The following is a 20715-nucleotide window of genomic DNA, read 5'->3' on the forward strand; positions in this document are numbered from 1 at the left end:
CCTTCACGAGCGGAGGTTGTCTTCCACAAGCGAGCCCGGCGCCGGCAGGAGCCGGCGCGCGGGATGATCCGACAGCTCTTGTCGAGCCGTCAGATCACGTAGGATCGGAGCGGCTCGAAGCCGTTGAAGGCCACCGCCGAGTAGGTGGTGGTGTAGGCGCCGGTGCCCTCGATCAGCACCTCGTCGCCGATGGTCAGCGACAGCGGCAGCGGATACGGCGTCTTCTCGTACATAACGTCGGCCGAATCGCAGGTCGGGCCGGCGAGCACGCAAGGCGCCTTCTCGTCCCCGTCGCGCCCGGTGACGATCGGGTAGCGGATCGCCTCGTCCATCGTCTCGGCGAGGCCGCCGAACTTGCCGATGTCGAGATAGACCCAGCGGACGTTGTCGTTGTCGGCCTTCTTCGAGATCAGCACGACTTCCGACTTGATGACGCCCGCATTACCGACCATGCCGCGGCCCGGTTCGATGATGGTCTCCGGGATCTGGTTGCCGAAATGCCTGCTGAGCGCGTCGAAGATCGCCTGGCCATAGGCCTGCGCCGCCGGCACGTCCCTGAGATAGCGGGTCGGGAAACCGCCGCCCATGTTGACCATCTTGAGCACGATACCCTCCTCGGCCAGCGTCGCGAACACCCGCTTGGCGTCGCCCAACGCACGGTCCCAGGCGGAGAGATCACACTGCTGCGAGCCGACATGGAACGACACGCCGTAAGCGTCGAGGCCGAGCTTCTTCGCATGGCGCAGCACATCGACGGCCATCGCCGGCACGCAGCCAAATTTTCGCGAGAGCGGCCATTCGGCGCCCTCGCCGTCGGTCAGCACGCGGCAGAACACACGGGCTCCGGGCGCGGCGCGCGCCACCTTCTCGACCTCCTCCACGCAATCCACGGCGAACAGGCGGATGCCCAGCTCGAAGGCGCGCGCGATATCGCGCTCCTTCTTGATGGTGTTGCCGAAGGAGATGCGCTCGGCCGGCGCGCCGGCATCCATCGCCATCTCGACCTCGGCAACCGAGGCGGTGTCGAAGGACGAGCCCATCGCGGCCAGCAGGCGCAGGATCTCCGGCGCCGGGTTCGCCTTCACCGCATAATAGATTTTGGAATCGGGAAGCGCCTTCTCGAAGGCGCGGAAATTGTCGCGCACGACATCGAGGTCGACGACGAGGCAGGGGCCGGCCGGACGTCGGGTGGCGAGGAAGTCCAGGATGCGCTGGGTGGCCATCGGGTCTCTCCATTGGCGGCGATGCCGCTCGATCTCAGGCGTCCCGTCTTCGGCGCGCGGCCACGGACGGGCGGTGGACAAAGGGCGTAAGCACGGCCGACACGGAACCAGCCGGTGGAGACACCGGAACCATGCGACCCGCTGACGCGGCGATGAGCGAACGCCTTGCGGCGAGAGCTCGCTTTGTCTGCCTCAGCTTTGGAGAACCCTCCGCACTGTCGGCAATGAAGGTGTGCCTCTTCAGTAACCCCGGTCTTTGGACGACCGGCAGAACACCAGAAAGGCCCGCACCGTCGTTGCTTCAAGATGTCCTCGGACTGGCGGTTGGCCGTCAGACCGACTGGAGGGGTTAGTTCCAGGTACCTTACCGTGTCCCTCACCAGACGAGGGATCGGCGGACACCCACAGGCACGTGCGACTTTGGGCAAGGCGCGATATAGGGAGGCGGGCTGTAACAATCAATTAAAATCGGAACCCCGGTTGAAAAAATCGCCGGAGCGAACAATCTTCATGCGACCGTATCCGCCGATTGAACGATGACAGGCACGCTCCCTCCCCTCAACGCCTTCCTCGACTACCCGCAAGTGGCTGTTCCCCATGCGGAATCCGGCCCTCTCGCGGGATTGCGGCTGGCCGTGAAGGACATATTCGACGTCGCCGGCTATCCGACCGGATGGGGCAACCCGCAAAGGGCTGCGGAGGCTTCTGCGGCAACGGAGACCGCGCCGGCGGTACAGGCGCTGCTCGACGCCGGCGCGCGATTCGTCGGCAAGACGCAGACCGACGAACTGGCTTTCTCGCTGATGGGCCAGAACGCGCATTTCCCTTTTCCGGTGAATCCGGCCGCGCCCGACCGCGTCACCGGCGGCTCGTCCTCCGGGTCGGCGGCGGCCGTGGCGGGCGGACTGGCCGACATCGCCATCGGCTCCGACACCGGCGGCTCGATCCGCGCCCCCGCCAGCTTCTGCGGCCTGATAGGATTGCGGACCACGCATGGCCGCATCCCGCTCGACGGCGCCATGCCGCTCGCCCCCTCGCTCGACACCTTCGGCTGGTTCGCGCGCGATATGGATGTCTACGAGACAGTGGCGAAGGTGCTGCTGGGCTTCTCCCCCTTTGAGGGGGAGATGGGCGGCAGCCCAGAGGGGGTAGCATCAGGAAGCACCGCAGGGGCGCCGAGCACTGCCGCGGCCACCCTCCCCTCGAGGGGGAGGGGACAAACGGCGTTGCGTCTTGCCGCGCTCGACGCGCTGGTGCTGGGCGAGTCGGAAGCGGCCGAATACGAGCGCATGGTCGGCATCGCCGCGTCCGTCCTCGGTGCGCCCGTCGCAGCGCCGCCGCTGTCCCACTCGCCGGACGACCTCTACTGGTGCTTTCGCCGCATCCAGGGGTTCGAGGCCTGGGCCGCGCACGGCGCGTGGATTTCGGCGGCGGATCGGGGACTCGGGCCGGGCGTGCGCGAGCGCTTCGACTACGGCGCCACTATCGACGGCGGGACCGTCGCGGCGGAAACACGCCGGCGCGACGCTTTCCGCGCCGAACTGGCGGCGCTGCTCGGTGCGGACGGCGTCCTCGTCCTGCCGACCGTGCCGGGCGCCGCGCCCTTGAAAGACGCCCGCTTCGACGATCTCCAGACCTGGCGCGAGCGCGCGCTGAAGCTGTTGTGCTGGTCCGGCCTGTCCGGCTTTCCGCAGATCACCCTGCCGCTCGGGCAAATCGACGGCGCGCCTTTCGGCCTGTCGCTGCTTGGCCCCGCCGGCAGCGACCTTCATCTCATCGATCTCGGACGGACGATTCTCGAAGCCGCCGGAAAGGCCTGACGACATGGACACACTGACCCGCATGCGTGCCTTCATCGACGTCGTCGAGGCCGAAGGCTTTTCCGCCGCGGCGCGCAAGATCGGACGTTCCAAGGCGCTGCTGTCGAAATATGTGCGCGAGCTGGAGGACGAGCTCGGCGCCCTGCTGCTCAACCGCACCACGCGCCAATTCTCGCTGACGGAGGCGGGCCACACCTATTACCGCCGCGCCTCCGAGATCGTGCGCGAGGTGGACAGTCTCGCCGACGCCGTGCGCGAATCCTCCGGCGACGTGCGCGGCCGCATAAAACTGTCGGCGCCGCGCACTTTCGCCGACGCGCCGATCGGCCAGTCGCTGGTCGATTTCGCCAAACAGTATCCCGAGATCGTTCTCGACATCCATCTCGACGACCGCTTCGTCGATCTGGTGGAGGAAGGCTTCGATCTCGCCATCCGCATCTCGCGGCTGGAGAACTCCTCCCTGATCGCGCGCCGGCTCTCGCCGTTCTCGGTCCGGGTCTGCGGCTCGCCAGAGCTGATCGAGAAGGTCGGCATGCCTGTCCATCCGCGCGACATCGGCCGCGCGCCCTGCATCATCGACACCAACGGCCGCTGGCTCGCCAACTGGCCGTTCAAGGGGGACGACGACGACACCACCAGCGTCGCCGTATCCGGCCCGATCGAGGTCAACAGTCCCATGGTGGCGCGCGCGGCGGCGGTGTCCGGCCTCGGCTTCGCCGTGCTGCCGGACTTCATCGCCGCACCCGACATCATGAGCGGGCGCCTCGTGCCGGTGCTGGACGACCGCATCCTGCAGGGCGGCGGCATCTTCGCGGTCTACCCGCATCGCCGCTACCTGCCGGCCAAGGTGCGCGTCTTCGTCGACTTCCTGGTGCAATGGTTCAAGGCGCGGGAAGCCGCGTGACGAAATCGGTCATCCGCCGGTCCCATTTTCGCCCCGTTTGTCGTGACCTTCGACAACGCACCGAACCCGACGCCGAGGCCCGATGCCGCTGAAACGAACCTTCTTCGCCGCGGCCGCCGCTTTCGCGGCTTTGATGGCGTCGGCCGGGCCTGCCTGGGTGCATCCGCATGTCTTCGCCGAAGCGAGGCTCGACGTGGTGCTGACACCGGATCACCAACATGTGAAATCGCTGCGCCATCTCTGGCGCTTCGACGAGCTTTTTTCGAGTACGGTGCTGATGCAGTTCGACAAGAACTCCGATCTGAAGCTCGATGACGCAGAGCTGAAGGATGTCGCCGACACCATCTTCTCCTCGCTCGCCGAGTACGACTATTTCCAGCTCGTCACCGTCGACGGCAAGGACGTCCGCATGAAGGCGCCCTCGCAGATCATGACCAATTTCGACAACGACCAGTTGATCGTCCTGTTCGAATCCGAGCCGGCGACGCCGATCAAGCTTTCCGGCACCATCGACTTCGGCGTCTACGACCCGACCTTCTACACCGCCATCGACTTCACCGAGGACGCCAACATGACGGTGGACGGCCTGCCCTCGAACTGCACGCAGCACGTCGTCAGGCCCGATCCCGACACCGCCATCGCCCAGAACCAGAAGACGCTGACGGACGCCTTCTTCAACGACCCCACCGGCAACGACCTCTCCAAGATCTTCGCCACCAAGCTCGAACTGCAATGCAAGCCGTGATGCGGACGATCATGGGATGCTGCCATCCTCGCGCGAGGCTTTCGTCTCCCCAGCCCGGCGGCTACCCCCACCCCTGTCCCCTCCCCGCAAGGGGGAGGGAGACGCAGGCATCGCCTCTTCGTGAAAAATCGCTAACGTCGGCAGAGTGCGGCAACGGTAAGAGATTCCCCTCCCCCTTGAGGGGAGGGGTTAGGGGTGGGGGTATAGCGCTGATTTTGGTGATTGCCGCTGCCGTCGCGCTCCACACGACGGCCGCCGCCCACGCGCAGAGCTCGCTGGGCATCGGCACCAACGACGCCATGCCGTCGAGCACCGGCCTGTTCGCCCACCAGCTCGCCTGGATCAACCTGAAGCAGCAGGAATTCTACCGCGCGCTCGCCAACGCCATGAAGGCGATGCGCCAGGACGGCTCGAAACTGTGGATCCTGATCGGCCTGTCCTTCCTCTACGGCATTTTCCATGCCGCCGGACCGGGTCACGGCAAGGCCGTCATCTCCTCCTATATGGTGGCGAACGAGGTAGCGCTCAGGCGCGGCATCCTGCTTTCCTTCATCTCAGGGCTGCTGCAGGCAGTCACGGCAATCGCCGTCATGCTACTGGCCTGGTTCGTGCTGCGCGGCACCGCCATATCGATGACCGACGCCGCCTGGTTCCTCGAAATCGCCAGCTACGTCTTCGTCACCCTGTTCGGCGCGTGGCTGCTATGGACGAAGACGGCGCCGCTTCTGTCGGCGCGGTTTCGCCGCCGGCCCGCCTACAGCCTCTCGGCGGCCGGCCCTGCTCAGGTCATGCAGATCGATGCGAGGCGCCCGCTCAGCCGGGTGCGCCTCAACCACCCGGACGCCAGTCCGCCAGGCGCCTTCGCCTGCGACCACGATCCCGCCTCCGGCGCGGCCTGCGAAAACTGCGGCGGCCATATGCCCGATCCCGCCCTGATGTCGGGAGAGCGCTTCGACTGGAAGACCGCATGGTCCGCGGTCGTGGCGGTCGGCATCCGTCCCTGTTCGGGCGCGCTGATCGTGCTCTCCTTCGCCATCCTCAACGGATTGTGGCTGGGCGGCATCCTCTCGGTGCTGGCAATGTCGGTCGGCACAGCCATCACGGTCTCGCTGCTGGCGACGCTGGCCGTCACCGCCAAGGACTGGGCTGTCTGGTTCGCCGGCGGGGGACGGTGGGGCGGCCGCATCCAGAAGGCCATCGAGATCGCCGGCGCGGCACTGGTGCTGTTCTTCGGGCTGGTGCTTCTGAGCGCCAGCCTGAAGGCGTGATCCCTCCCCTTTGAGGGGAGGGTGGCGGCGACGCCGTCGGGAGGGGTCGGTCGGACTGGATGTGACGTTTCATCGACATCAAGCACGTCCGAGACGACCCCCTCTGCCGCCTTCGGCGACATCGCCCCCTCAAGGGGGGAGAACCCCCGCCATCTCGTCCTCGATATGCACCCGGATGATGTCGTCGAAGGTCTCCTCGGCCTTGAAGCCGAGTTCCCGCGACCGCTTCGCCTCGAAGCGGGTCGGCCAGTTCTTCACGATCGCCCAGATCGTCTCGTCGGGTTCCTCGCGGATCAGCCGCACGGCGGCCTCGCCCGCGACGCGACGCAGCGCCTTGATCTGCTCGCCGACGCTGACGCCGACGCCCGGCATGGTGAGGTTGCGGCGCGGGCCGACCGCCTCGCCGTCGATCTCTGCCGCGTGGACAAGGAAGTTGACCGCCGAACGCGGGCTGGCATGCGTGTGCACGACCGAGCGCGGCACCGGCAGCACCGCCTCCTGGCCGGCCAGCGGCTCGCGGATGATGGACGAGAAGAAACCGGACGCCGCCTTGTTCGGCTTGCCCGGCCTCACATTGATCGTCGGCAGGCGGATGCCGATCCCGTCGAAGAAGCCGCGGCGGGTATAGTCCGCCAGCAGCGCCTCGCCCATCAGCTTCTGCGTGCCGTAGGATGTCAGCGGCGTCGGATGGAATTCGTCGGGGATGACGTCAGGGAATGGTGCGCCGAACACCGCGATCGAGGAGGTGAAGACGACGCGCGGGCCGTAGCCGGCCAGCCGGACCGCATCGAACAGCGCCCGCGTGCCGTCGAGATTGACCCGGTAGCCGAGGTCGAAATTGGCCTCCGCCTCGCCCGAGACGACGCCCGCCAGATGAAACACCACGTCCGGCTTCGACGCCACCAGGCTGTCCGCAACGCCTTCCCGCGCAAGGTCGCTGGCATGGACCGTCACGTCGACGCCCGCTGCCTCCGGAGCCGTTGCCGGCACGATGTCGTGCAGGTCGAAGGCCGTGATCTTCTGCCCTCGAAGTCGGCCGTCGCGGACCAGCCGTTCGACGAGCTTGCGGCCGACCATGCCGGCCGCGCCTGTGACGAGAATGCGCATGTCCTATCCTTTCCGCTGCGAACGTCCGCGCAACCAGAAGACAATGAAGAGCCCCAGAAGGAAGACGGCCGCCACGACGCCGGCCAGCCATCCCGAAACGTTCCCCGCCGCCATCATCAGCGTCGGCAGCCAGTAGGCGAAGGCACCGAAGACGAGCAGGATCACGAAGGCGGCGACCGCCGCGTTCCTGGTCTCACGATCCATTGCTTGTTCCCCCGCCCTTGCCCGACGCTTCGCCTTGATCGACACAGGCCCGGTCAATGATAATGCCGGCGGTCGGCCGGCGCACCCTGCATCGCGTCGCGAATCGGGTCGCCAGCCGTCTCATGGTCGCCGTGGTCATGGCCGTGGTTGTCTGGGCCGTGACCGTGGCTGTCCGAGCCATGATGACGGTCATGGTCGCCCTCGCCGTCCGCACATCGCCCGTATTCGGCCTCCACCGTGGCGTGCTCGATGCCGTGCTTGCCGGCCAGCCTCGCCTTGACGGCGCTCACGGCCTCGTAGGCGTCCACGCCATCGTCCAGGCAGGCATGCAGGGTCGCCATGACACGGCTGCCGTCCATCGACCAGACATGCATGTGATGCACCTCCCTGAGACCGGGGACGGATTTTTCGAGATCGCGCGCGACGCTGTCGCGATCGAGCTGCGGCGGCGTGCCTTCGAGCAGGACATGCGCGGCGTCCCGCATCAGTCGCCAGGCGGTGGTCAGCACCAGTGCGGCGACGAGCACCGACAGGATCGGGTCGATCGGCATCCAGCCGGTGGCGATAATGACGAGCGCGGCCGCGATCGCCGCGACGGACCCCAGCAAATCGCCCAGCACATGCAGGATGGCCCCGCGCATGTTCAGGTTCTCGCGGTCGCCGCCATGCAGGATCAGGAAGCCCGCGATATTCACGCCGAGGCCGAGCAGCGCCACGACCAGCATGGGACCACCCAGCACCGGCGGCGGCGCCATGAACCGCTGCCATGCCTCATAGACGATCCACAATGCGATGACGAAGATGGCGATGCCGTTGGTATAGGCGACGAGCGTCTTGACCCGGCCGAAGCCGTAGGTCAGTTGCCCGGTCGCCGGTCGCTCGCCGAGATGGAAGGCATACCAGGCGAGCGCCAGCGCCAGCGAATCCGTCAGCATGTGGCCGGCGTCAGCCAGCAGCGCCAGCGAGCCGGTCAGCCAGCCGCCGACCGCTTCGGCGATCATGAAACCGCCGGTCAGCAGCGCAGCGACGAGAACGCGCCGCTTGTCCGTCGAGCCGTGGACGTGGGCGCCGCCCACGCCGTGATCGTGGGAATGGCCGCTGTGGCCGTGAGAATGCTCATGCGCCATGGCAGAGCCTTTCGCGTAACAAAATAACTTTACGCGCCAATCACTTACGGAAACCTTCGAGGCGCTTTTTCTGGACGCCATCCCTATCAAAGTTGTCCGGGTCGAGCCAGCCCTCATATGCCTTTTTCAGCGCCGGCCACTCCCGGTCGATGATCGAGAACCATGCGGTGTCGCGGTTCTTGCCCTTCACCACCCGGTCTTGCCGGAAAATGCCTTCGAACCGGAAGCCGAAGCGCTCCGCCGCCCTTTTCGACGGACGGTTGTCATTGTCGCATTTCCACTCGTAGCGACGGTAGCCGAGGTCGTCGAAGACATGGCTCATGAACAGGAACTGCGCCTCGGTCGCCATCGGGGTGCGCGACATCAGCGGCCCCCAGTAGATGTTGCCGATCTCGATGACGCCATGCACGGGCTCGATGCGCATCAGCGTCTGGCGGCCGACGACCTTGCCGCTCTCCTTGTCGATGACGATGAAGAACAACGGATCGGGACTGGCCTCGGCCTTCTCCAGCCAGGGCTGGAACTCGGCGCGCGTCTGCGGCGGATAATCGGGCAGCCAGCGGAACCGCTCCATCGCGTCCGGCACGGACGATGTCTCGAACAGGCCGTCGCCGTGCTTCACGGCGTCGAGCGGCTCCAGCCGCACGAGGCGGCCTTCCATGACCTTGCGTTCGGGGCGAGGCCGCGGCTTCCAGTTTTTCAGGTTCTCGGACATGCCGGCCCTCCCTTTCGTTTGACAGATGCCGCGCAGCCTCTCAAAAATGCCGCGCCGCCATTAGCGCCAATCCGGACAGACAAAATGCTCCACACCATTGCCGCCTTCGATCGCCTCGGCGAGGAAAACGCCTTTGCCGTGCTGGCAAGGGCGACCGCGCTTGCCCATGAAGGCCGCGACATCGTCAATCTCGGCATCGGCCAACCCGATTTCCAGACGCCGCCGCACATCGTCGAGGCCGCCATCAAGGCCCTGCGCGACGGCCATCACGGCTATACGCCCGCCAACGGCCTGCTGGCGACCCGCGAGGCGGTCGTGCGCCGCACACTCACCACCACCGGCGTCGAGGTGTCGCCGGAGGACGTGATGATCCTGCCGGGCGGCAAGCCCACCATGTTCGCCGCGATCCTGATGTTCGGCGAGCCAGGCACGGAGATCCTCTATCCCGATCCCGGCTTCCCGATCTATCGCTCGATGATCGAGTTCACCGGCGCGACGCCCGTCCCGGTGCCGATCCGCGAGGAAAACGGCTTCGCCTTTTCGGCCGAGGAGACGCTCTCGCTCATCACGCCGAAGACACGGCTCCTCATCCTGAACTCCCCCGCCAACCCGACCGGCGGCGTCACCCCGCGCGCCGAGATCGAAAAGCTGGTCAAGGGCCTCGAAAAGCATCCCGGCGTGGCGATCCTGTCGGACGAGATCTACGACGTCATGACATATGACGGCGAAAAGCACGTCTCGCTACTCACCTTTCCCGAAATCCGCGATCGCCTCGTCGTCCTCAACGGCTGGTCGAAGACCTGGGCTATGACCGGCTGGCGCATGGGCTGGTCGATCTGGCCGAACGGGGACAAAAGCGCGCATCTCTACGACAAGGTGCGCAAGCTGGCGGTCAATTGCTGGTCCTGCGTCAACGCGCCGAGCCAGTTCGCCGGCATCGCCGCCATCGATGGCCCGCAGGACGATGTCGAGAAGATGATGCGGGCTTTCGACCGCCGCCGCAAGGTCGTGGTCGAAGGGCTGAACGGCATAGACGGCATTTCCTGCATCACGCCCAAGGGCGCGTTCTACGCCTTCCCCAACATCACCGGCACCGGCTGGCAGGCCAAGAAGCTTGCTTCCGCGCTGCTGGAAGAGGCGGGCGTCGCACTGATCGGCGGCCCGGACTTCGGCGTGCTGGGCGAAGGCTATATGCGGCTCTCCTACGCCAATTCGGAAGAGAACATCCTGCGCGCGCTGGACCGCGTCGAGGCGTTCTTGAAGAAGGGCGGATAGACAGCGATGAATGGCAAAGCCGATCCGGATTTGCTAAAATTCCTGCTATGGAACGCACCGCTATCATCAAGCGCCTGAACGCCATCCGCCCCGCGCTTCTCAACGAAGGGGTCCGACACGTCGCGCTTTTCGGCTCGCGCGCACGTCAGGACCACAGGTCCGACAGCGACATAGACCTGCTTCTGGACGTGGATCCAGGCAAGAAGTTCTCGATACTCAATCTGGTCGGGGTCGAGCACCTTGTCGAAGATGCCACCGGTATCCGGGCCAATGCCTTTATGCGGCGCAGTTTGAAGCCCGAATTCCGGCAGTCGATTGCCAGTGATGTAATCGAAATCTTCTAATGGCCGGCCGAACGATCCACCGGTTGGGTGACATCATCGACGCGATCGACGCAATCTATTCGCTGCTGGAGGAAAAAACCTTCGAGCAGATGGTTTCCGATCGCATCGCCAAAGCCGCCTTTGAACGCTTTCTGGAAATTCTGAGCGAAGCCTCGAGACATATTCCTGAAGCCCTCAGGCGCGAAGCTCCACAGATTCCCTGGCGCCGCATTGGCGACATCGGCAATCATCTGCGCCACGCCTACCATCGGGTCGACGCAGAGATTTTATGGACACTGTTTGACGATGGAGACCTTGCCAAATTGCGCGAGGCCGCAGGGCATTTGCAGACGATTGAGCGTCAGCGAGAGGCCAAGTAGAGCTTATAGCCGCTTCTCGTACCAGCGGTGCGCGAAGGGGTTGTCGTTGTAACGCGCGATCTCGGCATAGCCGCGCCTGGCGTACATGGCCTGTGCCTCGACCAGCGTCCTGTTGGTGTCGAGCCGGATCGCTCGATACTTGGCGTCCCGCGCCATCACCTCCAGCCTGTCCATCAGCAGGCTGGCAAGCCCGAGGCCGCGCGCGGCCGGCGCGACCCACAGCCGCTTGATCTCGCCCACGTCGCCGCCGAGGTCTCGGAGAACGCCACAGCCGACCGGCGTGCCGTCGAGCCGGGCGACCAGCATCGATCCGGACGGGTCATAGCCGCCCGGCCCCGGATCGAAGCCGCCTTCGAAGCGGGACACCAGTTCGGCGTAGTATTGCCCGAGGCACCACCTCGCATCGGCACTGTCGGCCGGCTCGACGGCAATCCCGGTCACCGAAAGGCGCAACAGCCGCTCGACCTCGCCCATCGCGGCGACCAGCCGCGCCCGGCGCGCATCGTCCAGCGACGCCAGCATGGTCGCCGCAAGCTCGTCGGAGAGCGCATCGTAGGCCGCGTATTCCGCCCTGCCCTTTTCCGTCAGGATAACGGCGCGTGCCCGCCCATCCCCCTCGGCCTTGCGGACCTCGACCAGTCCCTGGCTTTCGAGCGACCGCAGCAGGCGGCTGGCATAGCCCGAATCGAGGCCGAGCCTTTGCCGCAGCGCCGCAAGGTCGCAGCCGTCGGCCTCGCCGATCTCGAAAAGCAGCCGCGCCTCGCCGAGCGGCCGGCCGCGCGACAGATAGCTGTCCTGCAGCGCACCGACGCGTTGCGTCACCAGCCGGTTGAACCGGCGAACCTGGGAGATATCGTTACCGCTCATTATCTGACTTTAGTCAGATATATGACGAACGACAAGCAGGCAAATGGCCGGTCGAGGGAGAAGGCAGGGCGTATGGAAGACCGCTACCCGCGCCCGACATAGGGCATCTTCGTCGCCATCACGGTCATGAACAGCACGTTGGCGTCGAGCGGCAGGCCGGCCATGTGCACGACCGCATCCGCCACATGCTTCACGTCCATCACCGCCTCGGCGGCGATCGTGCCGTTCGCCTGCGGCACGCCGACCGTCATGGGCATCGCCATGTCGGTCAGGGCATTGCCGATGTCGATCTGCCCGCAGGCGATGTCGAAGGGCCGGCCGTCGAGGGCGAGCGTCTTGGTCAGGCCGGTGATCGCATGCTTGGTGGCCGTGTAGGGAACCGAGCCCGGACGCGGCGCATAGGCCGAGACCGAGCCGTTGTTGATGATGCGGCCGCCCTGCGGTTTCTGGCGCCGCATCTGGCCGAAGGCCGCGCGCGCACACAGGAAGGAGCCGGTCAGGTTGACGCCGACCACGTCGTTCCACACCTCGACGGGGATTTCGTCGATCGGCGTGGACTTGTAACCCATGCCGGCATTGTTGAAGAGCAAATCGACCCTGCCGAACGCCTCGACGGCCCTGGCGAATAGCGCTTCGACCTCCTCGGGCCTGGAGATGTCGCAGGCGACCGCGAGGGCCTTCCCGGCACCGCCCTTCGCCTCGGCCACGGCCGCGTCCAGCACCGCCTTGCGGCGGCCGCAGAAGACGGTGTTCCACCCGGCTTCGACCAGCGCAAGGGCAACGCCCTTGCCGACGCCGGTCCCGGCTCCCGTGACGATGGCTGTTTTGTCCGACATAATGATCCTCCGAATTCACCGGAGGGATCGCAGATAGGGCGCCCGCTGGCAAGCCCGACAAAAAGGGCGGTCATTGGCGACCGCCCTCTGATCTGGATCAGGCTTGGGAGGAGGAAAGCCGATCCGACTAAAAAAATGATGCGCTTATGGAGTTAACGAAAGGTTAACGCCGAAAGGCCGTCGAAATGGCCGGCGCCTCGCCCTACCAGCGCGGGTTCGGCGACACTGTATCCCTGGCCTCCGGCACCGCCACCTTGACGGCGGAGACGGTCGCCTCGACATGCTCGACCAACTGGTCGGGAAGGCCGAGCCGACCGGCAAGCAGGTCGAGATAGCCGCGCTCGGCTCGCGTGTCGGGATCGATCGCCAGGCGCGAGGCGGTGTAGAGCTCCACCTTCTGCGCTTCCGTCCTGGCCGAAGCCACCAGCGCATCGAGATCGAGCGGCGCTTCGAGTTCCTTGCGCATGAAAGCCTCCGCCTCGCCGCCTATGCCCGACAGGCTGAGCTTGTCGCCGATCTTCCTGCGCTCCTCCTCATCGATGCGGCCGTCCGCCTTGGCGGCGGCGATCATGGCGCGCACCAGCGTCAGCGCGAACTCGTCCTCGCCCTGCGGCGCCTGCGCGGCATGGAAATCGCTGTCGGAAGGCGGCGGCAGCAGTTCCGGCTCTCCAGCAGGAGCGGCTGTCTTCGCCGGCTGCTGGCCGTCCCTGTAGTTCTGATAGGCCTTGTAGGCGAGGCCGCCGATGGCCGCCAGACCGCCGAGCTTGACGGCCGTGCCGGTCAGCTTGCGCCCCGGACCGGTGCCGAGCAGCACCGCGGCTATGGCGCCCGCCGCAAGCGGGTTGTCCCTGGCCATCTGCACCGCCTGCCCCGCCTTGTCGCGCACGGTGGTCTCCGTGCCGGGCACTTTCGAGCCGAGCAGGTCGTCGAGCAGTCTCTTGGGATCGAACATCAGCGCCTCCGCTTGGGAAACCCGGTCATGTCGCCGGGCGGTTGACGAAGCTGACGTAGGTGTCGGGTAGCGACAATACAATGAAGAGCGGACAAGGCACGGCCTGTCGTCAGGTTCAGGCCGTTGAAAAATCGCTCCGTTTCAGGTGGATTACGTGTCGGACGACCTGCCGATATGCGGCGCTGCGCCCCGCGCCTCGGCCAATTCCACCTGCCTGTGCCGCTCGGCATAGCGGGCGCGGTCGGCGTCGCTGCGGGTCTCGTGGCACCAGGCACAGGAGATGCCGGCGACATAGTGCGGCGAGCGCATGTCTTCGGGCGTCAGCGGATGCCGGCAGGCGCGGCACAGTTGCGCCTCGCCTTCGGCAAGGCCGTTCGTCACCGATACCCGCTCGTCGAACACGAAACACTCGCCTTGCCAAAGGCTCTCCCCGGCCGGCACGTCTTCGAGATATTTCAGAATGCCGCCCTTGAGGTGGAACACGTCCTCGATGCCGAGCGACTTCACGAAGGCCGTCGCCTTCTCGCAGCGTATGCCGCCGGTGCAGAACATGGCGACCTTGCGCCCTTCCAGTTCGTTCCTGTGGCTCTCGGCCCAGGCCGGAAACTCGCGAAAGCTCTTCGTGTTCGGATCGACTGCCCCCTCGAACGTTCCCAGCCGCACCTCGTAGTCGTTTCGGGTATCCACGACGATCGTGCCGGGGTCGGCGATCAGCGCGTTCCAGTCTGCCGGCGCGACATAGGTGCCGGCGCTGGCGAGCGGATCGACGCCGTCGACGCCCATGGTGACGATCTCGCGCTTCAGCCGAACCTTCATGCGGTGAAACGGCATGACTGCTGCTGTCGAATATTTTATTTCGATCCCGTCCAGTTCGGGAATGGCCGCCAGATAAGCGACGAGCCCGCCCACCGCCGCAGCCGTCCCGGCGACCGTGCCGTTGATGCCTTCCGGGGCCAGAAGCAGCGTTCCCTTGATGCCGTTGGCGCAGCAGAAGGCGGCGAGCGGCGCTTTCAGCGCCTCGAAGCCGTCCAGCCGGCAGAAGCGGTAGAGCGCCGCGACGCGGAAGGGCGCTTGGTCATCGTCATTCTTCATGGCCCGCACCTAGTCATTTTGCTGCAACTGGACAATGAAATTTGTCCACACCGACCGGCAGCAGCGTGAATATCGGCAAGCAACAGGATATTGGGCCGTCATGTTCAGCACCGAAGTCATCGCAGAGATCACCCGCGCGGCAGCGGATCACGGCATCGAGCCGGCGGCGCTGCTTGCGGTGACGGAGGTGGAGAGCGGCGGTCAGGCCTTCGTCCTGGTCGACGGAAGGCGCGAGCCGCTGATCCGCTTCGAGGGTCATTATTTCGACCAGCGCCTGAGCGAAGCGAACCGCGAACTGGCGCGCGAGGCCGGCCTCGCCTCGCCTGTCGCCGGCGCGATCGCCAATCCGCCCACGCAGGCCGAGCGCTGGACGATGCTGGCGCGTGCCGCCTCGATCGACGCCAGGGCGGCCTACGAATCCGTGTCCTGGGGCCTCGGGCAGGTGATGGGCGCCCATTGGCAATGGCTGGGCTACGCGAGCGTCGAGGCGATGGTGGCGGAGGCGCGCGCCAGCATTGCCGGGCAGATGCGGTTGATGGTTCTCTACATCGACAAGGCGGGATTGTCGGACGCTCTCAAAACGCACGATTGGGCGGCATTCGCCACCGGCTACAACGGGCCGGGCTATCGCAAATACGCCTATGACGAGAAGATCGCCGCCGCCTATGACCGCTATGCCGGCAAGCCGGGCGCGCCGCCGGCCACCTTGCGGCGAGGATCGCGCGGCGACGACGTGCTCGCGCTGCAGCGCAATCTCGCGACATTGGGCTACAGCCTCGACGCCGACGGCGCCTATGGTCCTGGAACGGCAGAGATCGTCAGGCGCTTTCAATCGGACCGCGGGCTTGATGCAGACGGCATTGCCGGCCCCCGCACGCTGGCCGCGATCGCCGAAGCGCTTGTGCCGGGCCATACGGCGCGCCGCTGGTGGCGATCGTTCCTCGGCTGGCTGAAGGCTCTGTTCCGGCGGGATTGAACGCCCCTAGTCTCTGCGTGGACTCGCTATCGGCGGTCTGGTAGAGCAGCGCTAAATCGGTTGAACCCACCCCATTCAGGAAAGCCGCCATGTCGAACAAGACCGAGAAACTGCTTGCCTTGCTGGACGGCCAGCCTGTCATCCCCGTCCTCAAGATCGCCAGGGCCGCGGACGCAGTACCGCTGGCGCGCGCGCTGGCGCGCGGTGGCCTGAAGGCGATCGAAATCACGCTGCGCACGCCCGAAGCGCTGGAAGCGATCAGGCGCGTGGCGGGCGAGGTCGAGGAAGCGGTGGTCGGCGCCGGCACCATTCTGGACAGCCGCCAGTTCGCCGAGGCGGAGGCCGCCGGTTCGCGCTTCATCGTCAGCCCCGGTCTCACCCGCGAGCTCCTGGCCGCCGACAGGGACAGCGCCGTGCCGCTGCTGCCCGGCGCCGTCACGCCCGGCGAGATCATGACGGCACGCGAAGCCGGTCTCGACTTCCTGAAATTCTTTCCGGCCGAGCAAGCCGGCGGTGCCGCTTTCCTGAAGGCACTGGCCTCGCCGCTCGCGGGCATGAAGTTCTGCCCTACCGGCGGCATCGGCGCGAAGAACGCGATGGACTATCTCAGCCTGCCCAACATCGTGTGCGTCGGCGGCTCGTGGGTCGCGCCGGACGGCATGGTCGAAGCCGGCCGCTGGGACGAGATCGAGGCATTGGCCAGCGAAGCGAGCCGGCTGCGGAGATAGCCCCGGCTCCCGCCCGGCAGATCCCGATATCGGGGCTGCCCAAGCGATCCGTCTTCGTCGCCATGCTCGGGCCTTTCCCGAGCATCCACGCATTTATGCCGAAAACATTGAACCTGTTTCAGCCGGTATCCGGCACGGGCGGATTCCCGGGACAGGCCCGAGCCTGACGGACGACCGGCATATGTCGGTCAGCGTCAAAGCCTGCCCGAGGATGACGCCGCATCTGGAACGGCAGATGATATGCGGTAAGCCAACAAACCGAGACCGGGCGCGGGCCTGAGTCCGCGCCGGCGCCGTCTCTTCAACCAATCACTTGGCGAACCTGGCGACGGAGATGAAGTTCACCGCAGAGCCGGTGAAGCGATGCGCGTTGGCCATCTCGTCATCGTTCTGGAAGCCGACCGCATAGACCTCGCTCGGCGCGGTGCGCACCAGATTGTAGGCCAGGCGCGGCGCGTCGGCGCTCTCCTTGACGGTACCGGGCTGCTCGCCGTGAATTGCCCAGCGGGCCAGTTCCGGCTGCGCAGCCACGACCACGGCCTTGGGCTCCGGCTTCGCATCGTCGACGCGCACGCGCGCTTCCTTGCGCGTCGTCTTCACGTTGCCGCCGATGGCCGCGACCGGATCGGAACCGGCGGAGCGGTGCGTCAGCGCCAGCTTCGGCGACGCGCCGTCAAGCTGGGGATCGTTGAAGGCGGACCGGGTGGGCGCCGGCGTCGGCAGCAGCGAGGCCACCTGGAAATTGTCGGCAGCCGATGTGTCGATGACTTTGCCGATCTCGTCCCGGCCAGCTTCCGGCCGTGCCGAAGGCAGGACCGAGAGGATATGGTTCGTCGCAGCGTTGTTCGGGTGCGAGGCGGTCTCGGCCAGCGCGAGCAGAACGCCGCCCTGCGCCTGCGGCGCGAGTTCCGAAGGCGTCTTTCCTTCATCGGGTCGCCAGGTCGGCAACGGAACCGCGCTTGCCACTGCCTGTGCGGCCGGATCCGGCGCCTCGGCGGAATCGGGGACGTCCGCCGCGGCCATCTCGGCCATGCCGAACGGAATGCTGGAAGGCGCCAGGGAGGCCGTCTGAATCGGCGCCGGCGTTGCGGCGTCGACCTCGGTTGCGTCGGCCACGCCGAACGGAACCGTCTCGGGCGTCTCGACGCCGACATCCGCCTTCGGCCGCGGCGCGAAGGCCGGCAGCGGGATCGAGCGGGCCGGCAGCGCCGCGATGATCGTCTCGGGCGTCTGCGCCGGCTCTTCGGGAGCGGCGTCCGCGACCATCGGAATGTCGGCGCGCTGGGCCTGGTCCGGCGGCACGATGGCGATCGCCGGCGCGGTGGCCTTGGCGACGGCGGTCGGCTTGACCACCTTCCTCGGTGCCGGTGCCGCGCTTTCGGTGTCGGCGTCGTCCTCCGCCTCGTCCGCACCGCCGCCGAACAGGGCGGCAAGCAGATTGGTGGACTTCCTGCCGCTGCCGCCGGCGCTGGCAAGCTCGATATTGGGTGTGCCGCTCGACTTGCGCGACTTGTAGGCAGCCATCGCCTGCTCGTAGCCCGGCAGCGGCCGGCCGTCGGACGGCACATGAAGCGTCCTGCCGTTGGGGAACAGGCTCACCAGTTCCTGGCGGCTGATGCCCGGCCAGTGGCGGACATTGCCGACGTCCATGTGGACGAAGGGCGAACCCGAGGTCGGATAATAGCCGACGCCGCCGCCCTGCATCTTGAGGCCGATATTGCGCAGCTTCTTCAGCGGCACGCCGGGGATGTAGAAATCCATCGCCTTGCCGAGCATGTGCTGGCTCTTTTGCGCCACGCCCCTGGAGCGGCTGCGCAGCATGGCGTTGGTCGCCGGCGCGCGATAACCGCAGATGACCTGGATGTAGCCGGTGGCGCCGCTTTCGCGATACGCCTCCCAGACCAGGTCAAGCAGGCGCGGGTCCATCTTGACCGTTTCGTTGCGGCGCCAGTCGCGCAGGATGTAGTTGATCTTCTTGAGACCGTCGGGAAGGTAGCGCCCGTTGCGCTTATAGACGATCTCCGCCTTCTCGTGCGTATGCAGGTGATAGAGCTTGAGCGAGCGCGTCTCGGCCCTGGCGGCCAGAGGCGCAGAGATCATGGCGCACAGGACCAGCAGGGCCGTCAGCCATTTGGGCCAGACGTTTGCGTGAAACTGCCGTCCGTCGTCGAGTCGTTCGATTCTGTTCAAATCAAATGGCCCTGCAGGCTGCCGTTTGTCCCCGGATCTGACCAACGGACACGATTTCGATCATGTCCGATTATCGAACCCAATGGTTAATCGTCGCTTATTGAAGCTCAATTGCGCCAATAGCGTGGCAACTTCCGGGCGGAATATCTACACCGGTTTTCTTGGTAAATCGCTGGTTTAAATAGGATTTCAGCTTCCTCGCGCACACGATCTGTTACAGCCCGCCTCATTCCGTGAGAACGGCTCGGTTTTTGCGCGAATTCGACTAAAAAGCCGGCCACCGCGATCGATACCGCTATGGGCCGTCCTTATGGTCAGGACGCCATGCGCTCGAATCGCCCCGCTTCCGGATCGAGCCCGTATTCCTTGAGCTTGCGGTAGAGTGTCGAACGGCCGATGCCCAGGCGCCGCGCCACCTCGCTCATCTGGCCGTTGTAATGCTCGATGGCGAACTTGATCATTTCAAGCTCCACGGCGGCGAGCGAGCGCACATTGCCGCGCTCGTCCAATGCCGTCACGGTGCCGAAGCGTTGACGGGCCGCAACAGGCACTTCGTCCGCAACCCCTGCCGGTGCCGCCGAATCCGTCGGCGCCGCGGCTGGCTCCGCGGCAGCGGGAGACCCCAGATCGACGGTTCCTTCGACCTGGGCGCGGATCTGGGGAAATTCTTCCGGCGTCAGCACGTCACCGTCGCACAGCACCGAAGCGCGGAAAACGGCGTTTTCGAGCTGCCGGATGTTGCCCGGCCAGTCGTAGGCCATCAGCATGTCGAGAGCCGCTTCGCTGACGCCGCGCAGCCGCCGGTGCGGATCGTCCGGCGCGACGCGGTCCATGAAATGTCGGACCAGATAAGGAAGGTCCTCGCGGCGCTCGCGCAGCGGCGGCACGAAGATCGGATAGACGTTGAGACGGTAGAACAGGTCCTCGCGGAAGGCGCCGTCCTTGACCCGCTGTAGCAGGTCGCGGTGCGTGGCCGAGATCAGCCTGATGTCCACCTTCAGCGTCGACCGCCCGCCGACAGGATCGACCTCGCCGCTCTGGACGGCGCGCAGCAGCTTGACCTGCACGTCGAGCGGCAGGTCGCCGATCTCGTCCAGGAACAGCGTCCCGCCATGCGCCTCGACGAATTTGCCGGAGTGTTTTTCGGCAGCGCCGGTGAAGGACCCCTTCTCGTGCCCGAACAGGATCGACTCCACCAAATTGTCGGGGATGGCGCCGCAGTTGACGGTCACGAACGGCCTGGACCGCCGGTCCCCGGCGCCCTGGATCGCACGCGCCACCAGTTCCTTGCCGACACCGGACTCGCCCTCGATGAGGATCGGGATGGTGGAGGCGGCAGCCTTCTGGCCGAGCCTGATGACCCGTTCCATGACCGGGCTTTTCGTTATCAGATCCTTGAAGGTCAGTGCATTTCCGCCGCGGCGGGCGCTGCGCCGGGTCTCGCCTTCGACCGCTTCCACCTTCAACGCGTTGGCGATCGCCGTCTGCAGCCTGTCGGGTGAAGCCGGCTTGACGACGAAGTCGAACGCGCCGTGCCGCATGGCGCTGACCACCGTGTCGATGCCGCCCTGCGCCGTCTGCACGATCACCGGGATGTGGATGCCGCGTTCCGCCATCGCTTTGAGCACGCCGATACCATCGAGGCCGGGCATGGCGAGGTCGAGTATGACCGCCGAGACCTCGCGCGCCGACGGCCCGTCGAGCAGCGCCAGCCCCGCCTCGCCGCCGTCCGCCGTCAACGCACCGTGGCCGAACTTGACCACCGCCGCCTCGATCAGCCGCCGCTGCACGGGATCGTCATCGACTATGAGGATGGAACCTGCCAAATGGAACCTGCTATGCGTGCCGCGAATTCATCCGGTGTGGAAGTTTCGTCCTATGGATCATTGTGGCACAGGGTTCTAAATAAGCTTTCAAAAAAGCCGGTGAACGAATTGTTTCGCATTTGATCGGCTTTGCATCCTATCCCTCGAAGAAGCACTC

At 66.0% G+C, this 20715-nt stretch carries 20 protein-coding genes; 9 read left to right on the plus strand and 11 right to left on the minus strand.

Annotated elements, in window-relative coordinates; genetic code table 11:
• Positions 1–89: 89 nt before the first annotated feature.
• Entirely contained in the window at positions 90–1223 is a 1134-nt protein-coding gene (gene odc2 / locus ABMA46_RS07910) for an ornithine/lysine decarboxylase (RefSeq protein WP_348998776.1), read from the minus strand.
• A 536-nt stretch (positions 1224–1759) separates the two neighbouring features.
• Here odc2 and ABMA46_RS07915 point away from each other — a divergent pair.
• From ABMA46_RS07915 to ABMA46_RS07930, 4 genes are all read left to right on the plus strand, one after another.
• Positions 1760–3043, plus strand: a complete 1284-nt coding sequence (locus ABMA46_RS07915; RefSeq protein ID WP_348998777.1) for an amidase family protein — start codon at positions 1760–1762, stop codon at positions 3041–3043.
• Between the two features lie 4 nt (positions 3044–3047).
• Positions 3048–3947: a LysR family transcriptional regulator gene (locus tag ABMA46_RS07920; RefSeq protein ID WP_348998778.1), complete on the plus strand. Its 900-nt coding sequence runs from the start codon at positions 3048–3050 to the stop codon at positions 3945–3947.
• A gap of 82 nt (positions 3948–4029) precedes the next feature.
• On the plus strand, positions 4030–4692 hold the full coding sequence (locus tag ABMA46_RS07925; RefSeq protein ID WP_348998779.1) for a DUF1007 family protein: 663 nt from the start codon (positions 4030–4032) through the stop codon (positions 4690–4692).
• 212 nt (positions 4693–4904) lie between these two features.
• Positions 4905–5960 (plus strand): nickel/cobalt transporter, encoded by a 1056-nt coding sequence (locus tag ABMA46_RS07930; RefSeq protein ID WP_484532545.1) that lies wholly within the window; start codon positions 4905–4907, stop codon positions 5958–5960.
• Between the two features lie 129 nt (positions 5961–6089).
• On the opposite strand, the gene denD is transcribed toward ABMA46_RS07930, so the two are convergent.
• From denD to ABMA46_RS07950, 4 genes are read right to left on the minus strand one after another with little or no spacing between them, the layout of a single operon-like run.
• The gene (denD, locus tag ABMA46_RS07935) at positions 6090–7067 is read right to left on the minus strand and encodes a D-erythronate dehydrogenase (RefSeq protein WP_348998780.1); all 978 of its coding nucleotides are present in this window, start codon (positions 7065–7067) and stop codon (positions 6090–6092) included.
• 3 nt (positions 7068–7070) lie between these two features.
• On the minus strand, positions 7071–7271 hold the full coding sequence (locus tag ABMA46_RS07940; RefSeq protein ID WP_348998781.1) for a hypothetical protein: 201 nt from the start codon (positions 7269–7271) through the stop codon (positions 7071–7073).
• 53 nt (positions 7272–7324) lie between these two features.
• Entirely contained in the window at positions 7325–8398 is a 1074-nt protein-coding gene (locus ABMA46_RS07945) for a cation diffusion facilitator family transporter (RefSeq protein WP_348998782.1), read from the minus strand.
• A 40-nt stretch (positions 8399–8438) separates the two neighbouring features.
• Positions 8439–9113, minus strand: coding sequence for a GNAT family N-acetyltransferase (locus ABMA46_RS07950; RefSeq protein ID WP_348998783.1), 675 nt, complete (start codon positions 9111–9113; stop codon positions 8439–8441).
• 84 nt (positions 9114–9197) lie between these two features.
• On the opposite strand from ABMA46_RS07950, the gene ABMA46_RS07955 reads away from it, so the two are divergent.
• From ABMA46_RS07955 to ABMA46_RS07965, 3 genes are read left to right on the plus strand one after another with little or no spacing between them, the layout of a single operon-like run.
• Positions 9198–10388: a pyridoxal phosphate-dependent aminotransferase gene (locus ABMA46_RS07955; protein ID WP_348998784.1), complete on the plus strand. Its 1191-nt coding sequence runs from the start codon at positions 9198–9200 to the stop codon at positions 10386–10388.
• Between the two features lie 47 nt (positions 10389–10435).
• Complete coding sequence (locus tag ABMA46_RS07960; protein ID WP_348998785.1) at positions 10436–10732, plus strand: nucleotidyltransferase family protein; 297 nt, start codon at positions 10436–10438, stop codon at positions 10730–10732.
• Positions 10733–10755: 23 nt separating this feature from the next.
• A complete protein-coding gene (locus tag ABMA46_RS07965) occupies positions 10756–11091 on the plus strand; it encodes a HepT-like ribonuclease domain-containing protein (RefSeq protein WP_348998786.1) in 336 nt (111 codons plus the stop codon).
• Between the two features lie 3 nt (positions 11092–11094).
• On the opposite strand, the gene ABMA46_RS07970 is transcribed toward ABMA46_RS07965, so the two are convergent.
• The 4 genes from ABMA46_RS07970 to trhO all read right to left on the minus strand — a co-directional run bounded on the left by ABMA46_RS07970 (position 11095) and on the right by trhO (position 14838).
• Positions 11095–11958, minus strand: coding sequence for a bifunctional helix-turn-helix transcriptional regulator/GNAT family N-acetyltransferase (locus tag ABMA46_RS07970; protein WP_348998787.1), 864 nt, complete (start codon positions 11956–11958; stop codon positions 11095–11097).
• An 83-nt stretch (positions 11959–12041) separates the two neighbouring features.
• Entirely contained in the window at positions 12042–12794 is a 753-nt protein-coding gene (locus ABMA46_RS07975) for an SDR family oxidoreductase (protein WP_425475709.1), read from the minus strand.
• Positions 12795–12996: 202 nt separating this feature from the next.
• A complete protein-coding gene (locus tag ABMA46_RS07980) occupies positions 12997–13746 on the minus strand; it encodes a tellurite resistance TerB family protein (protein WP_348998788.1) in 750 nt (249 codons plus the stop codon).
• Positions 13747–13896: 150 nt separating this feature from the next.
• Positions 13897–14838: an oxygen-dependent tRNA uridine(34) hydroxylase TrhO gene (trhO, locus tag ABMA46_RS07985; protein WP_348998789.1), complete on the minus strand. Its 942-nt coding sequence runs from the start codon at positions 14836–14838 to the stop codon at positions 13897–13899.
• Positions 14839–14938: 100 nt separating this feature from the next.
• Between trhO and ABMA46_RS07990 the strand changes: the two genes are divergently transcribed.
• Together ABMA46_RS07990 and ABMA46_RS07995 are read left to right on the plus strand one after the other, a co-directional pair.
• Positions 14939–15814 carry an N-acetylmuramidase domain-containing protein gene (locus ABMA46_RS07990; RefSeq protein ID WP_348998790.1) on the plus strand — a complete coding sequence of 292 codons (876 nt, stop codon included), beginning with the start codon at positions 14939–14941 and terminating at the stop codon, positions 15812–15814.
• 89 nt (positions 15815–15903) lie between these two features.
• Entirely contained in the window at positions 15904–16542 is a 639-nt protein-coding gene (locus tag ABMA46_RS07995) for a 2-dehydro-3-deoxy-phosphogluconate aldolase (RefSeq protein WP_348998791.1), read from the plus strand.
• 309 nt (positions 16543–16851) lie between these two features.
• On the opposite strand, the gene mepK is transcribed toward ABMA46_RS07995, so the two are convergent.
• Positions 16852–18723: a peptidoglycan L,D-endopeptidase MepK gene (mepK, locus tag ABMA46_RS08000; RefSeq protein WP_484532546.1), complete on the minus strand. Its 1872-nt coding sequence runs from the start codon at positions 18721–18723 to the stop codon at positions 16852–16854.
• Positions 18724–19046: 323 nt separating this feature from the next.
• Positions 19047–20558, minus strand: a complete 1512-nt coding sequence (locus ABMA46_RS08005; protein ID WP_348998792.1) for a sigma-54-dependent transcriptional regulator — start codon at positions 20556–20558, stop codon at positions 19047–19049.
• Positions 20559–20715: the final 157 nt, after the last annotated feature.

Source organism: Mesorhizobium hunchu (genome assembly GCF_040081975.1).
In the GTDB taxonomy this organism is placed as follows: domain Bacteria; phylum Pseudomonadota; class Alphaproteobacteria; order Rhizobiales; family Rhizobiaceae; genus Mesorhizobium; species Mesorhizobium hunchu.